Genomic DNA, 16104 nt, shown 5'->3' with positions numbered 1-16104 from the left:
GGCGCGAGTGCCGGGTAACGTGCGGTCATATTCGTGCTTAACGGCGACAAACAGTTGGGGAGTCTATGCAGTATTTGGGTAAAGTGATTGGCGTGGCAGTGGCTTTGCTGATGGGCGGTGGGTTCTGGGGCGTGGTGCTCGGCTTCCTGGTCGGCCATATGTTTGACCGGGCGCGCAGCCGCCGGTTTAATCTCTTCGCCAATCAGCAGGAGCGTCAGTCGCTCTTCTTTTCCACCACCTTTGAAGTGATGGGTCATCTGACCAAGTCCAAGGGCCGCGTTACCGAAGCGGATATTCACGTCGCCAATGTGCTGATGGATCGCATGAATCTGCACGGCGCTTCGCGCACCGCGGCGCAGCAGGCGTTTCGCGACGGCAAGGCCGACAATTATCCGCTGCGCGAGAAGATGCGCCAGCTGCGCAGCGTCTGCTTTGGCCGCTTCGATCTGATTCGGATGTTTCTGGAAATTCAGCTGCAGGCGGCGTTCGCTGACGGCGAACTGCACCCTAACGAACGTGAAGTGCTGTTCGTCATCGCCGATGAGCTTGGCATCTCCCGCGCCCAGTTCGATCAATTCCTGCGAATGATGCAGGGCGGCGCCCAGTTCGGCGGCGGTTCGCAGCAGCAATCTTATGGTCAGCACGGCGGCAACGCCGGCTGGCAGCAGGCGCAGCGCGGTCCAACGCTGGAGGACGCCTGCAACGTGCTGGGGGTGAAACCGACTGACGACGCGGCGACGGTGAAGCGCGCCTATCGTAAGCTGATGAACGAGCACCATCCGGACAAGCTGGTGGCGAAAGGGCTGCCGCCGGAGATGATGGAGATGGCCAAACAGAAAGCCCAGGAGATCCAGAAGGCCTGGGAGCTGATTAAAGAGCAGCGCGGCTTCTGAGTCTTCCAGCCCCTCCCGCCCGGCGAGGGGGTTAGCGTTTGGCCTGTGCGCGGCGATACAGCCGCCGCGGATGGCCGATTTTTCCGTACAGCATCTCCACCTCCAGAAAACCGGTCTCAACGCCGTGTTCAAGATAGCGGCGGGCGGTGGTTTTGCTGAGCCCGGCGGCGCTGACCACCTCATCAACGGAAAAGCAGTGCGCTTCCCGGCCGCTAAACAGACCCTGCACCAGCGCCAGCGTTTTCTCTTCAATCCCTTTGCTGCCACTATCCATACGATAGTTCTTCGCCTGCAGTTGATAGAGGGAATCGACGTTCTGCTGATCGACGATTTTCCACTCCCGCTGCTGATCGTAGAACTGGATAAAACGCTCCAGCGACTGGCTCAGCCGCTTCCATGATACCGGCTTAAGAATATAGTCGAAGGCGCCGTTGCGGATGGCCTGGCTGCAGGTTTCCATATCGCTGGCGGCGGTGATAAAGATCACCGAGCATTGGCTGGTCGCCAGCGCCGGGTCGGTCATCAGCGTCACCCCTTTGCCGTCCGGCAAATAGTTATCCAGCAGCACCAGCTGCGGCGGCGTGGCGTGGAGCAACTGACGGGCCTGAGCGAGGGAGGCCGCCATGCCCGCCAGCCGCAGGCGCGGGTGTTTCTGCACAAGCTCGGCGTGCAGGCGCGCCAGCTCGCTCTCATCTTCAATGATTAGCACATCGACCAGGTCATGATGCATCGTGGGCCTCCGGTTGCGGACAGGCGGGCGCGTCGGCCGGGATAAACAGGGTGAAGATCGTTCCCCGCGGCGCGTTATCGGCGACTTCGATGGTGCCGCCCGCCTGAGTGACATAATGTTCAATAAGATACAGACCAATGCCGTGATCGCCACGGGTTTTGGTGGTGACGCCGCGTTCAAAAATGCGCTCGCGGATATCGGGGCGGATGCCGACGCCGCGGTCGGCCACTTCGATAATCAGCTCCCGGGCGTTGAGCTGGATCAGAACTTCCACCGGCTCATGCGGAAGCTCGGCGCGCTGCGTGGCTTCGATGGCGTTATCCAGCAGGTTGCCGATGATGGAGATCAGTTCGGATTCCATCAGCGACGGCAGCGGACGGTCAATGCGGCAGGCCGGGTCGAAGCTCAGCGCCACGCCTTTTTCGCGGGCGCGGGTGGCTTTGCCGAGCAGCAGACCGCACAGCGTCGGCGAGTGGAAGTGCGAGGAGATAAAGTCCAGTAGCTCCTGAGCATGCTCCGACTGGGCCTGAATATAGCGGATCGCTTCGTCATAATGGCCCATATGCAGCAGGCCGGAGAGGGTGGTCATCCGGTTGAGCTGCTCGTGGCGCATGATGCGAAGATTGTCGACATAGCGCTTCACCTGGCTCAGCTGGGCGGTGAGGGCATTGATTTCATTGCGGTCACGGAAGGTAATCACCCAGCCCTGCAGGGTATTCTCCAGCATAATGCGCACCCGACTGGCGAGCACGGTCAACTGGTTGAAGCGGCACAGTTCATCATGGGTGTCGCGCTCAAGCATGTCGCCGCTGGCGAAAAAGGGCTGCGGGGAAATCACGCTGTCGATGGACTGGCCGCGCAGCTGACGGGCGGGCTGGCTGAGTCCCAGCAGGCTGCGGGCGGCATGGTTAATCACCTCAATGCGCCGCTGGCGATCGATGACGATCACCCCCTCAAAGATCGACTCCATCATCGCCTTTTGCTGGCGCACCAGCAGGCCTATCTCCCGCGGCTCGAGTGAAAAAATCTGTTTCTTGATGCTGCGGGTAAAGTACCAGGAGAAGATAAACAGGGCGGTGAGCAGCAGGACGGCGGCGATAAAAATATTGATCACTTTGCTCAGGGTAATGCTGTCGAGATAGCTGGTGAGGTAGCCGACGGAGACAATGCCGATCACCCGCCCCGCGTCATCGATGATGGGCGTTTTACTGCGCAGCGAGACGCCCAGGCCGCCTTTGCGAATGGTGGTAATGGACTTTCCCTCCAGTACCGCCTGGTTGTCGCCGCCGACCAGCCGCGTGCCGACCCACTCCGGATGGACGGAATGAAACAGATGCATCCCCTGGCGGTCGCCGATGACGATAAAGCTGGCGTCGCTATGGGCGGCGATTTGCTGCATAAACGCCTGAATCGCCTGTGGGTCATGCCGGCTGACCTGCTGACGTAAATTTGGCATCAGGGCTATCTCTTCGGCCTGAATTTTGGCCCTGGCGCTCATTTCCTGATAAAGCTGGCGGCTGGCGTCAAAGTAATAATAAATACCCAGCGCGATAAACAGGACTGAGAAAAAAGCGACCAGCGAAATAAACAACTTATATTGAAAAGATAATTTCATAGGTCCCGGACGACGTATTCACCATACCGGCACTCTATCATTTTTCTGTCACGTGACGTAAATGTTAAGGGAAAGTTGTGATCAGCGGCGCAGGCGCGGGCTACCGCCAGTGGTCGCGGCGGAAATAACGCGTGGCGGGAAATAAAAACCATAAAAACCACGTTAATAAATCAGAGATATATCACCCCTGCGCGGATCAGCGAATAGAAACCATAAAAACCATAGTGACCATTAAAACTTCTTTTTTAATTCGGGGAGCTTCACATTAACGACGCCGCTGTCCCTTTACGCTGAAAATGAATAATAACGACAGGGCTGAATTTATGAGCACCACAGACAACGCATTCTCTGCAACCCTTGAACCGATCAATACGCCGAAAACCACGCTTAGGCAGCGCTGGTGGCACATCATGGATAACTGGAAGGTAGGGATCGTCCCGCTGCCGCTGTTTCTGCTGGCCGGGGGGCTGATCGCTCTCGACTGCCTTGGCGGTAAACTGCCGAGCGATATCGTGGTGATGGTGGCTACGCTGGCTTTCTTTGGCTTCGCCTGCGGCGAGTTTGGCAAACGCCTGCCGGTGCTGGGAAAACTCGGCGCGGCGGCGATCTGCGCCACTTTTATTCCTTCCGCGCTGGTCCATTACGGCCTGCTGCCGGATGTGGTCGTTGATTCCACCACCAAATTCTATAAATCCACCAACATCCTCTATCTCTATATCTGCTGCATTATCGTCGGCAGCATCATGAGTATGAACCGCACCACCCTGATTCAGGGCTTCCTGAAGATCTTCTTCCCAATGCTGTGCGGCGAGGTGGTCGGCATGCTGGTGGGCATCGGCGTCGGCACGCTCTTGGGCATGGAGCCGTTCCAGGTGTTCTTCTTTATCGTGCTGCCGATCATGGCCGGCGGCGTAGGGGAAGGGGCGATCCCGCTGTCGATGGGCTACGCCGCGCTGATGCATATGGAGCAGGGAGTGGCCCTGGGCCGGGTGTTGCCGATGGTGATGCTCGGCAGCCTGACGGCGATCGTCATCTCCGGCTGCCTCAACCAGCTCGGCAAGCGCTTCCCGCATCTGACCGGCGAAGGGCAGCTGATGCCGAACCGCAGCCATGAAACCCGCAGCCTCGGCGAGAGCGAAGGCGTGAGCGGCAAAACCGACGTCGGGACGCTGGCCTCCGGCGCGCTGCTGGCGGTGCTGCTGTATATGATGGGGATGCTCGGCCACAAACTGATTGGTCTGCCGGCGCCGGTGGGCATGCTGTTTCTCGCGGTGCTGTTAAAGCTGGCTAATGTGGTTTCTCCGCGCCTGCAGGAGGGATCGCAGATGGTGTATAAATTCTTCCGCACCGCGGTCACCTACCCGATCCTCTTTGCCGTCGGCGTGGCGATCACCCCGTGGCAGGAGCTGGTGAACGCCTTCACCTTCACCAACCTGCTGGTGATCGTCAGCACCGTCTCCGCGCTGGTGGCGACCGGTTTCCTGGTCGGTAAAAAGATAGGGATGCACCCGATCGATGTGGCGATTGTCTCCTGTTGCCAGAGCGGGCAGGGCGGCACCGGCGATGTGGCGATCCTGACCGCCGGCAACCGCATGAGCCTGATGCCGTTCGCGCAGATCGCTACCCGGATTGGCGGGGCGATAAATGTCTCGCTGGGGTTGCTGTTCCTCAGCCACTATCTGGCGTGATATAACGCTACGCTCAGCGATAAACCTGCTATTTTCCGCTACAGAACGCCGAAAATATCTGCGTTCTGTATCCTAAATGCTCCGCATTTAGCGTTACAATCAGCGCGCGATCGGCTATCGCAACCATCATCATGACAGTCCAGGCGCTGTCGCATTTATCATATGTAGGAGAGGAATTAATGTCAGTGGATACTCCCGCCCAGGCGGGCGTCAGCATCGACGCATTGCTGGCGGCGAAAGAGCAGCGTGCAGCCCGCCAGGCCGACTGGTTGGCCCATTATCAGCAGCCTGTTATTTCCCTGACCCTGGTGACCCCCGGGGCGGTGAAGGACAGCATTCGCTATCGCAACATGATGGGCGTAGCCCTCCAGGCCTGCGATCAACTGCTGTGGAAGCACCGCTGGCAAACGCTGGATCGTCAGGTGCTGTGGCTGCCGACCGGGCCTGAAGCGCTGTGGTGCGTGGCGCACCCGGCCAGCGAAATCAAAGCGATGTGCAGTACGCTGGAGCAGAGCCATCCGCTGGGACGCTTGTGGGATATCGATGTGATCTGTCCGCAGAACGGGCAGGTGGGACGCCAGTCGCTGGGCGAGTCGCAGCGCCGCTGCCTGCTGTGCGATGAGCCGGCGCACGCCTGCGCGCGCAGCCGTCGTCACGACACCGATCTCGTCGTTGCCCGCGTTGAGCAGATGATTGACGCGTGGTTTGCCCGCGATTAACGGGTCAGTATTCCCCGGCGGCAAAGCGCTGCCGGGGAGATCCTAAAAGTCGATCGGCGCGCGGAAGGTCATCGCGTTGCCGTAGGCGGGGTGGGTAATGGTGAGCGTCTCGGCGTGCAGCAGCAGGCGCGGGGCCATCGCCAGCGCCTCAGGCGTGGCGTAAAAGCGGTCGCCAAGGATCGGATGCCCCAGCGCCAGCATATGCACGCGCAGCTGGTGCGACCGTCCGGTAATCGGCTTCAAGCGCACGCGGGCGGTGTTATCTTCCGCGTACTCCAGCACCTCATACTCGGTTTGCGCCGCTTTGCCGGTTTCATAACACACCTTCTGCTTTGGCCGGTTCGGCCAGTCGCAAATCAGCGGTAAATCTACCAGGCCCTCCGCCGGCTGCGGATGGCCCCAGACGCGGGCGATGTACTGCTTCTTCGGCTCGCGCTCGCGGAACTGACGCTTCAGTTCGCGTTCCGCCGCCTTATTCAGCGCCACCACAATCACGCCGCTGGTGGCCATATCAAGGCGATGCACCGATTCGGCCTGCGGGAAGTCGCGCTGAATGCGCGTCATCACGCTGTCTTTATGTTCATCAAGACGACCCGGCACGGACAACAAGCCGCTCGGCTTGTTGACCACCATGATGTGCTCATCCTGATACAGGATCACCAGCCAGGGATCCTGCGGCGGATTGTAGTTTTCCATCGCCATTTTGCGTTCCGTTACTGGTGAGTGACGACGATCAGACGCAGCGCGTCCAGACGCCATCCGGCCTGTCCCAGCGCCTCCAGCACCTGCTGGCGGTTACTTTCAATCGCCGCCAGTTCGTCGTCACGGATGTTCGGGTTGACCGCCTTCAGCGCTTCCAGACGGGAGAGTTCCGCCGTCAGCTTATCGTCGGCTTCGCTACGCGCCGCGTCGATCAGCCCCTGCGCCGCCTTGGCGATCTGCGCTTCGCCCTGCTGCAGAATGGCGTGAACGTCCTGTTGAACCGCGTTGACCAGCTTGCTGCCGGTGTGGCGATTGACCGCGCTCAGCTGGCGGTTGAAGCTTTCAAACTCCACCTGGCCGGCGAGGTTGTTGCCGTTTTTATCCAGCAGCATGCGAACCGGGGTCGCCGGCAGGAAGCGGTTGAGCTGCAGCTGCTTCGGCGCCTGCGCTTCGACCACGTAGATCAGCTCCAGCAGCAGAGTGCCGACCGGCAGCGCCTTGTTCTTCAGCAGGGAAATGGTGCTGCTGCCGGTATCGCCGGAGAGGATCAGGTCGAGGCCGTTGCGGATCAGCGGGTGCTCCCAGGTGATGAACTGCGCGTCTTCACGCGACAGCGCCACGTCACGCTCGAAGGTGATAGTGCAGCCGTCCTCCGGCAGACCCGGGAAGTCCGGGACCAGCATATGGTCGGAAGGGGTGAGGACGATCAGGTTTTCGCCGCGGTCGTCCTGGTTGATGCCGACGATATCGAACAGGTTCATCGAGAAGGCGATCAGGCTGGTGTCGTCATCCTGCTCTTCGATGCTCTCCGCCAGGGCCTGGGCTTTCTCGCCGCCGTTGGAGTGGATCTCCAGCAGACGGTCGCGGCCCTGCTCCAGCTGCGCTTTCAGGGCGTCATGCTGCTGGCGGCAGGACTTGATCAGATCGTCAAAGCCGTCGGTGGATTCCGGCGCCGCAAGGTAGTTGATCAGCTCGTCATGGACGCTGTCGTAAACGGTCCGTCCGGTCGGGCAGGTATGCTCGAAGGCGTCGAGACCTTCGTGGTACCAGCGCACCAGCACCGACTGCGCGGTCTTTTCCAGGTACGGGACGTGGATCTGGATATCGTGCGCCTGGCCGATACGGTCGAGGCGGCCGATACGCTGCTCCAGCAGATCCGGGTTAAACGGCAGATCGAACATCACCAGATTGCTGGCGAACTGGAAGTTGCGTCCTTCGGAACCGATCTCAGAGCACAGCAGCACCTGGGCGCCGGTGTCTTCTTCGGCAAACCACGCCGCGGCGCGGTCGCGTTCGATAATCGACATTCCTTCATGGAACACGGCGGCGCGGATACCTTCGCGCTCGCGCAGCACCTGCTCCAGCTGCAGCGCGGTGGCGGCCTTGGCGCAGATCACCAGCACCTTCTGCGAACGGTGGCTGGTCAGGTAGCCCATCAGCCACTCGACGCGCGGGTCGAAGTTCCACCAGGTGCCGGTATCGCCTTCAAATTCCTGATAGATCTGCTCCGGATAGAGCATGTCGCGCGCGCGCTCTTCCGCGGTTTTGCGGGCGCCCATGATGCCGGACACTTTGATGGCCGTCTGGTACTGGGTCGGCAGCGGCAGGCGAATGGTGTGCAGCTCGCGTTTCGGGAAACCTTTGACGCCGTTACGGGTGTTACGGAACAGCACGCGGCTGGTGCCGTGGCGGTCCATCAGCATCGAGACCAGCTCCTGGCGCGCGGCCTGGGCGTCTTCGCGATCGCTGTTGGCGGCCTGCAGCAGCGGCTCGATATCCTGCTCGCCGATCAGATCGCCGAGGGTATTGAGTTCGTTATCGCTCAGCTTGTTGCCCGCCAGCAGCAGGGCGACGGCGTCGGCCACCGGACGGTAGTTCTGCTGTTCTTCGACAAACTGCGCGAAATCGTGGAAGCGGTTCGGATCCAGCAGGCGCAGGCGCGCAAAGTGGCTCTCCATCCCCAGCTGTTCCGGCGTCGCGGTCAGCAGCAGAATGCCCGGCACGCGCTCGGCCAGCTGTTCAATGGCTTGATATTCGCGGCTCGGCGCCTCTTCGCTCCACACCAGGTGGTGCGCTTCATCGACCACCATCAGGTCCCACTCGGCGTCGCACAGATGCTCCAGACGCTGCTTGCTGCGGCGCACGAAGTCTAAAGAGCAGATCACCAGCTGTTCGGTTTCAAACGGGTTATAGGCGTCATGCTGCGCTTCGGCGTAGCGCTCGTCGTCAAACAGCGAGAAGCGCAGGTTGAAGCGGCGCAGCATCTCCACCAGCCACTGGTGCTGAAGGGTTTCCGGGACCACAATCAGTACGCGCTCGGCGGCGCCGGAGAGCAGCTGCTGGTGCAGGATCATCCCGGCTTCGATGGTTTTACCTAAGCCCACTTCATCGGCCAGCAGGACGCGCGGAGCGTGACGACGACCCACATCGTGGGCGATGTTCAGCTGATGCGGGATCAGGCTGGTGCGCTGGCCGCGCAGGCCGCTCCACGGCATGCGGTACTGCTCGCTCTGGAACTTGCGCGCGCGGTAGCGCAGGGCAAAGCGGTCCATGCGGTCGATTTGGCCGGCGAACAGGCGGTCCTGCGGCTTGCTGAACACCAGTTTGCTGTCGAGCAGCACTTCACGCAGGGTGACGTTCGCTTCCTGGGTATCGAGGCGGGTGCCGGTGTAGGACAGCAGCCCGTTCTCTTCATGCACTTTGTCAACGTGGAGCTGCCAGCCTTCGTGGCTGGTAATGGTGTCGCCCGGGTTAAACATCACGCGAGTGATCGGAGAATCGTTGCGTGAGTACAGACGGTTTTCGCCGATGGCGGGGAAGAGGAGAGTGACCATGCGCGCATCCAGCGCTACCACCGTCCCTAATCCTAGTTCGCTCTCTGTGTCGCTAATCCAGCGTTGACCAAGTGTAAAAGGCATATATGTTCGGCTCTTTAGTTCTTTAATTGCAGGCAATAGTTGATCATCCCCATGTACAACCGGAGATGCGTCAAAATTGGGGCCAGGAATGGAAAGGGCGCTATATTACTGGATGGCAGAACGTTCGTCACGTCCTCCTCACGGTTCATTTTCAGGCTTCTGCGCCCGCAGAATGGGTGTGAAAAAATCAAAATAGCCCCAGCTGTCCTGTCACTATTGTAGCAAAGTCGTCGTTGACGAAGGGCAGGATCCCTTCCGCCACCGGCTGCAGCTGCTTTGACAAATAGTGGTCGTAATCGAGCGGCGATTGTTGATAATCCACCGGTTCCGGGCCGCCGGTGGTCCAGACGTATTTGATGGTGCCGCGCTGCTGATACTGCTGCGCCCGACCCCGCTTCAGGTTGTGCTCATCGGCAAGCCTCGCGGCGCGCACATGAGGTGGCACGTTGCGCTGATACTCCGCCAGCGGCCGGCGCAGGCGTTTGCGATAAACCAGCTGCTCATCGAGCTCGCCGTTCATCAGCCTGGCGATAGTCTCCCGCACATAATCCTGATACGGCTGGTTGCGGAAGATGCGCAGGTACAGCTCCTGCTGAAACTGCTGGGCCAGCGGCGTCCAGTCGGTGCGCACCGTTTCCAGCCCTTTGAAAACCATGCGCTGGCCGTCGCCCTCCTGAATCATGCCGGCGTAACGCTTCTTGCTGCCGGTATCGGCGCCGCGGATCGTCGGCATCAGAAAACGGCAGAAGTGGGTTTCGTATTCCAGCTCCAGGGCGCTGGTAAGCTGGCTTTTGCCAAGCTCCTGCGCCCACCAGGCGTTGACATCGTTCACCAGCGTCCGGCCAATCTCCGCCGCCTGCGCTTCGCTGTGCGGGCGCTTAAGCCAGACGAAGGTGGAGTCGGTGTCGCCGTAGATAACGTCATAGCCTTTGGCTTCAATTAACGCTTTGGTCTGACGCATGATCGCGTGGCCGCGCATGGTTATCGACGAGGCGAGACGCGGGTCGAAGAAGCGGCAGGCGCTGGTGCCCAGTACGCCGTAAAAGGCGTTCATGATGATCTTCAGCGCCTGGGAGAGCGGCTTATTGTGCCGGCGCTTGGCTTCATCGCGGCCATGCCAGATCTGGCTGACAATCCCCGGCAGGCAGTGCTTGTCTCGCGAGAAGCGGGCGCCGAGGAAGCCCTCAATGCTGTGCTGGTCATCGGGCTGCGCCAGACCCTCCACCAGGCCGACCGGATCGATTAAAAAGGTGCGAATGATCGACGGATACAGGCTCTTGTAGTCCAGGACCAGCACCGAGTCATACAGGCCGGGGCGGGAGTCCATCACATAGCCGCCGGGGCTCGCCTGCGGCGGCACGTCGCCGAGGTTCGGCGCCACGTAGCCCAGGCGGTGCATGCGCGGAAAATAGAGGTGGCTGAAGGCGGCGACCGAGCCGCCGTGGCGATCGGCGGGCAGGCCGTTGACCGTCGCTCGTTCGAGCAGAAACGGCATGATCTCCGTTTTGTGGAAGATCCGCGTCACCAGCTCGCAGTCCTGTAGGTTATAGATGGCCAGCGCCGGTTTATCGTCATGGAAGCGGCGATCGATCTCGTCCATCCGATCCCACGGGTTGTCGATGGCTTTGCCTTCGCCCAACAGCTCGCGCGCCACCGCCTCCAGCGAAAAGGAGGAGAAATTCCAGAACGCCGATTTCAGCGCCTCGATACCGTCGATAATCAGCCGGCCGTTGGCCTGGGCGAAGAAGACGCCGTTCTTAAAGCCGTGCTCGCGCCACTCCAGCTCGCTGTTGCCGCGGCCGAGCCGCAGCGGGATACGATAGCGTTCGGCATGTTTTTGCAGGACGCGCAGATCGAACTGCACCACGTTCCAGCCGATCAGCACGTCGGGGTCGTGATCGGCAAACCAGGCGTTGAGCTTTTCCAGCAGCAGGGGGCGACTGGCGACGTAGACCAGATCGAAATCGACGTCTGGCGGCGTTTCCGGTTCGGGGCCCAGCATGTAGACCACCCGCTGACCGCAGCCTTCCAGGCCGATGCAGTACAGCTCGCCGTGACGGCTGGTTTCGATATCCAGCGACACCCATTTCAGCGGCGGGCGATAGTCAGGATGGGGTTTCATGCGCGCGTTGACCAGATGCGGGCCACGCGTTTCGCCTTCCACCCACACCGGGGCGGTAATAAAGCGCTCCATCAGGTAGCGCTCCGGCGGACGGATATCGCCCTCATAGAGGGTTACGCCGCTGTCGCGGAGAATCTTCTCCAGACGCATCAATTGACGATGGGCGCGGCAGTAGAGGCCGACCACCGGCTGGCGGTGGAAATCTTTCAGGGCCAGCGGGGCGAAGCGGAAGCCTTTCTCACCCTGCAGCAGTCGCTCAGCCTGCGCCCGCTGCGCGGCGGGGATAAAGGCGACGGACTCCTGCGGCGGCAGCGTGACCTGCAGCGGACCGTCGTCGGTGGCCAGCCAGAAGGACAGCTCGGTGCCTTGCGGAGTGTCCCGCCAGTGACGGGTGAGTAAAAAACCTGCTCGTGGCTGGGTCACGGGTGCTCTCAACGATAAAAAACCAGGCCTGATTATAGCCTGGTTTCTCAGGGGGTGCTGGGGTTTTATACAGGTACTCGGCGCTAAGGTGGCGCCGGATTTCGGCTTGCGCGCTTATCCGGGCTACCCGACGCGGCAGAGCCGTAGCCCTGCCAGGCGCAGCGCGAGCAGGGTGATTATTGGCCGTAGTAGGCTTTAGCCCCGTGCTTACGCAGATAGTGCTTATCCAGCAGGGTCTGCTGCATATCCGGCAGCTGCGGCGCCAGCTGGCGGCAGAAGATGCCCATATACGCGATCTCTTCCAGCACGATGGCGTTATGCACCGCGTCTTCGGCATTTTTACCCCATGCGAACGGGCCGTGGGAATGAACCAGCACGCCAGGCATCTGCGCCGGGTCGATCTCGCGCTGGCGGAAGGTTTCAACAATCACCTTGCCGGTTTCCCATTCGTATTCGCCATTGATCTCCGCATCGGTCATCAGCCGGGTGCAGGGCACCGGACCATAGAAATAGTCGGCGTGGGTGGTGCCGGTCGCCGGAATAGCTTGCCCGGCCTGCGCCCAGATGGTGGCGTGGCGCGAATGGGTATGCACAATGCCGCCCAGCGTCGGGAAAGCCTGATACAGCAGGCGATGGGTCGGGGTATCCGACGAGGGCTTCTTCTTACCCTCCACCACTTCGCCGCTCTCCAGACTGACCACCACCATATCGTCGGCGGTCATTACGCGATAATCCACGCCGGAGGGTTTGATAACCAGAACGCCCTGGTCGCGGTCGACGGCGCTGACGTTGCCCCAGGTTAAGGTCACCAGATTATGCTGCGGCAGCGCTAAGTTGGCTTCCAGAACCTGGCGTTTAAGATCTTCTAACATAGTGTGCTCCGAATAGCAGGCGAGTCGGGTATCCCTCACCCCGGCCCTCTCCCGGCGGGAGAGAGAGAAAGGCGGCATCGCGCCCGGCCGGTACCCTCTCCCCGGCGGGGAAAGGGGGAGGGTGAGGGGACGACCTTTTAGCGTTTTGAACCGTAATAGACTTCATTCCAGCGCAGCGCGTCTTTGAAGGCCGGCAGACGGGTATCGTTGTCGATGACGGTCAGCTCGATATCATTCAGCTCGGCGAACTGGCGCATATCGTCGAGGTTCAGCGCATGGCTGAAGACGGTATGGTGCGCGCCGCCGGCGATGATCCAGGCTTCCGAAGCGGTACGCAGATCCGGCTGCGCTTTCCACAGGGCGTTGGCCACCGGCAGCTTCGGCAGATCGTGCGGCGTCGGGACGGTTTCAATGGTGTTGACCAGCAGACGGAAGCGGTCTCCCAGGTCGATCAGGCTGGCGACAATCGCCGGGCCGGTCTGGGTATTGAAGATCAGGCGCGCCGGATCCGCTTTGCCGCCGATGCCCAGCGGCTGGACGTCGAGGATCGGTTTCTCGGCGGTGGCGATCGTCGGGCACACTTCCAGCATGTGCGAGCCGAGCACCAGATCGTTGCCATTGTCGAAGTGGTAGGTGTAATCCTCCATAAAGGAGGTGCCGCCCTGCAGACCAGTTGACATCACCTTCATGATGCGAAGCAGAGCGGCGGTTTTCCAGTCGCCCTCGCCGGCAAAGCCGTAGCCCTGCTGCATCAGGCGCTGTACGGCGAGACCCGGGAGCTGTTTCAGGCCGTGGAGATCTTCAAAGGTGGTGGTAAAGGCGTGGAAACCGCCCTGTTCGAGGAAGCGTTTCATCCCCAGCTCAATGCGCGCGGCGTCCAGCACGTTCTGGCGCTTGTCGCCGTGAACCTGCGCCGCCGGGGTCAGACGGTAGCTGCTCTCGTATTCATCGACCAGCGCGCTGATATCGCCGTCGCTGACGCTGTTGACCACCTGCACCAGATCGCCGACCGCCCAGGTGTTCACTGAGAAGCCAAACTTGATCTGCGCCGCGACTTTATCGCCGTCGGTCACCGCCACTTCACGCATGTTATCGCCGAAACGGCACACTTTCAGATGACGGGTATCCTGTCTGGAGACCGCCTGGCGCATCCAGCCGCCGATGCGCTGGTGGGCCTCTTTATCCTGCCAGTGGCCGGTCACCACGCTGTGCTGCTGGCGCATACGGGCGCCGATGAAGCCGAACTCGCGGCCGCCGTGCGCGGTCTGGTTCAGGTTCATAAAGTCCATATCGATGCTGTCCCACGGCAGCGCGGCATTGTACTGCGTATGGAACTGCAGCAGCGGCTTGTTGAGGATGGTCAGGCCGTTGATCCACATTTTTGCCGGCGAGAAGGTATGCAGCCAGACCACTAACCCGGCGCATTTGTCATCGTAGTTGGCGTCGCGGCAGATATGGGTGATCTCGTCCGGGGTAGTGCCCAGCGGCTTGAGGACCAGTTTGCACGGCAGTTTGGCTTCCGCATTCAGGCTGTTCACCACATGTTCGGCATGCTTCGTCACCTGGCGCAGGGCTTCCGGGCCGTAGAGATGTTGGCTGCCAATAACGAACCATACTTCATAGTTATCAAAAATCGTCATTTTCGTATCCTTAATGGGTGAGCGCTGCCTGAGATTGCGGGGCTTTTTCCGCCTTTGCAGCCGAAGGGAGATAGTGTTGTTCGGCGCTGACCGACCACTGCTGGTAGCGCTGATAGAGTTGTTCGAAACGTTGCGCCTGCGCCGGGCGTGGCTGCAGGGTGGTTTCCACCTGGCTTGCCATCCGCTGCTGGGCGGCTGGAATATCCTCATAGACGCCGGCGGCGACGGCGGCGAAGATAGCCGCCCCCAGCGCACAGCACTGATCGGAGGCGACAATCTGCAGCGGGCGGTTCAGCACGTCGCAGCAGGCCTGCATGATGACCTGGTTTTTCCGTGCGATACCGCCGAGGGCCATGACGTTGTTAACCGGGATCCCCTGCTCGGTGAAGCACTCCATAATGGCGCGGGCACCGAAGGCGGTGGCGGCGATCAGTCCGCCGAATAGCGCCGGCGCGTCGGTGGCCAGGTTAAGGTCGGTGATCACCCCTTTCAGGCGCTGGTTGGCATTCGGCGTGCGGCGGCCGTTGAACCAGTCCAGCACTACCGGCAGATGATCGAGCGATGGGTTACTGGCCCAGGCTTCGGTGAGCGCCGGCAGTAACTGTTTTTGGCTGGCTTTGATTTGTTCGCGTAATTCCGGATGCTGCTGGGCCAGCTGTTCCAGCGGCCAGCCGAGGATGCGCCCAAACCAGGCGTAAATATCGCCGAAGGCGGACTGGCCTGCCTCCATACCGATAAAGTGCGGGACCACGCTGCCGTCGACCTGGCCGCAGATGCCTTTGACCGTGCGGTCGCCGACGCTCTCTTTATCGGCAATCAGAATGTCGCAGGTGGAGGTGCCGATGACTTTCACCAGCGCGTTAGGCTGCGCGCCAGCGCCAACGGCGCCCATATGACAGTCGAAGGCGCCGCCGGAGATGGCCACGGTCTGCGACAGACCCAGGCGCTGGGCCCACTCTGCGCTTAGCGTGCCGACCGGCACATCGGCCGTCCAGGTATCGGTGAACAGCGGCCAGGCCAGATGCTGGTTAATGATGGGATCAAGCTCATCGAAGAAGCTGGCCGGCGGCAGCCCGCCCCAGCTCTCATGCCACAGCGATTTATGCCCGGCGCTGCAGCGGCCGCGGCGCAGATCCTGCGGACGCGTAGTGCCGGAGAGCAGGGCGGGCACCCAGTCGCAAAGCTCCACCCACGAGGCGGCTGCCTGGGCGACGGCGCTATCTTCCCGGGTGACGTGGAGGATTTTTGCCCAGAACCATTCGCTGGAGTAGATCCCGCCGATATAGCGCGAGTAATCCTCTTTGCCCGGCTGGTGGCACAGGCGGGTGATCGCCTCGGCTTCCTCGACCGCGGTATGATCCTTCCACAGGACAAACATGGCGTTAGGGTTGTCAGCGAATTCTTCGCGCAGCGCCAGCACGTTACCCTCGGCATCAACGGGAGCCGGGGTTGAGCCGGTGCTGTCGACGCCAATGCCCACGACGTCGGCGCGCTGTTCGGCGCTCAGGGAGGCAAGTACGCTTTTCAGCGCCGCTTCCATGGACTCGATGTAATCTCGCGGGTGGTGGCGGAAGCGGTTGTTCGCGCCATCGCAATACTGTCCTTCCCGCCAGCGCGGATACCACTCCACGCTTGCCGCCAGTTCTGCGCCGGACGCGCATTCCACCGCCAGGGCGCGGACTGAGTCACTACCAAAGTCGAGGCCAATCGCAATTGCCATCTTGTTACTCCATGCAGAAATCATTCATGCAGCAACAGTAGATATCCCCGGCAAAATCCGTC

At 61.0% G+C, this 16104-nt stretch carries 11 protein-coding genes; 3 read left to right on the top strand and 8 right to left on the bottom strand.

What is annotated here, in order from left to right; genetic code table 11:
* The first annotated feature begins 65 nt into the window (after positions 1–65).
* The gene (djlA, locus tag MKR05_RS22765) at positions 66–893 is read left to right on the top strand and encodes a co-chaperone DjlA (protein WP_284118747.1); all 828 of its coding nucleotides are present in this window, start codon (positions 66–68) and stop codon (positions 891–893) included.
* A 31-nt stretch (positions 894–924) separates the two neighbouring features.
* Here the strand turns inward: djlA and MKR05_RS22760 are convergent, their stop codons facing one another.
* Together MKR05_RS22760 and MKR05_RS22755 are read right to left on the bottom strand one after the other, a co-directional pair.
* A complete protein-coding gene (locus MKR05_RS22760) occupies positions 925–1623 on the bottom strand; it encodes a response regulator (protein ID WP_023291954.1) in 699 nt (232 codons plus the stop codon).
* Positions 1613–3238, bottom strand: a complete 1626-nt coding sequence (locus MKR05_RS22755) for a sensor histidine kinase (RefSeq protein ID WP_048336386.1) — start codon at positions 3236–3238, stop codon at positions 1613–1615. The genes MKR05_RS22760 and MKR05_RS22755 overlap by 11 nt, the downstream gene beginning before the upstream one ends.
* Positions 3239–3561: 323 nt before the next feature.
* On the opposite strand from MKR05_RS22755, the gene MKR05_RS22750 reads away from it, so the two are divergent.
* Positions 3562–4926, top strand: a complete 1365-nt coding sequence (locus tag MKR05_RS22750) for a 2-hydroxycarboxylate transporter family protein (protein ID WP_101989206.1) — start codon at positions 3562–3564, stop codon at positions 4924–4926.
* A 179-nt stretch (positions 4927–5105) separates the two neighbouring features.
* Positions 5106–5645 (top strand): citrate lyase holo-[acyl-carrier protein] synthase, encoded by a 540-nt coding sequence (citX, locus tag MKR05_RS22745; protein WP_060591124.1) that lies wholly within the window; start codon positions 5106–5108, stop codon positions 5643–5645.
* Positions 5646–5687: 42 nt separating this feature from the next.
* Here the strand turns inward: citX and rluA are convergent, their stop codons facing one another.
* The 6 genes from rluA to araB form a co-directional block, all read right to left on the bottom strand.
* A complete protein-coding gene (rluA, locus tag MKR05_RS22740) occupies positions 5688–6347 on the bottom strand; it encodes a bifunctional tRNA pseudouridine(32) synthase/23S rRNA pseudouridine(746) synthase RluA (protein WP_023291957.1) in 660 nt (219 codons plus the stop codon).
* Between the two features lie 11 nt (positions 6348–6358).
* Complete coding sequence (gene rapA / locus MKR05_RS22735) at positions 6359–9265, bottom strand: RNA polymerase-associated protein RapA (protein ID WP_032453828.1); 2907 nt, start codon at positions 9263–9265, stop codon at positions 6359–6361.
* Positions 9266–9452: 187 nt separating this feature from the next.
* Positions 9453–11810, bottom strand: a complete 2358-nt coding sequence (gene polB / locus MKR05_RS22730) for a DNA polymerase II (protein WP_049015401.1) — start codon at positions 11808–11810, stop codon at positions 9453–9455.
* Between the two features lie 176 nt (positions 11811–11986).
* Complete coding sequence (araD, locus tag MKR05_RS22725) at positions 11987–12682, bottom strand: L-ribulose-5-phosphate 4-epimerase (protein WP_017901201.1); 696 nt, start codon at positions 12680–12682, stop codon at positions 11987–11989.
* A 137-nt stretch (positions 12683–12819) separates the two neighbouring features.
* Entirely contained in the window at positions 12820–14322 is a 1503-nt protein-coding gene (gene araA / locus MKR05_RS22720; RefSeq protein WP_023291959.1) for an L-arabinose isomerase, read from the bottom strand.
* 10 nt (positions 14323–14332) lie between these two features.
* Positions 14333–16042, bottom strand: coding sequence for a ribulokinase (araB, locus tag MKR05_RS22715; protein WP_023291960.1), 1710 nt, complete (start codon positions 16040–16042; stop codon positions 14333–14335).
* Positions 16043–16104 lie beyond the last annotated feature (62 nt).

The sequence above is a fragment of the Klebsiella sp. K5-204 genome (assembly GCF_030128585.1).
GTDB classification, from domain to species: domain Bacteria; phylum Pseudomonadota; class Gammaproteobacteria; order Enterobacterales; family Enterobacteriaceae; genus Klebsiella; species Klebsiella quasipneumoniae.
This window is presented reverse-complemented; position numbering and strand designations above follow the sequence as displayed.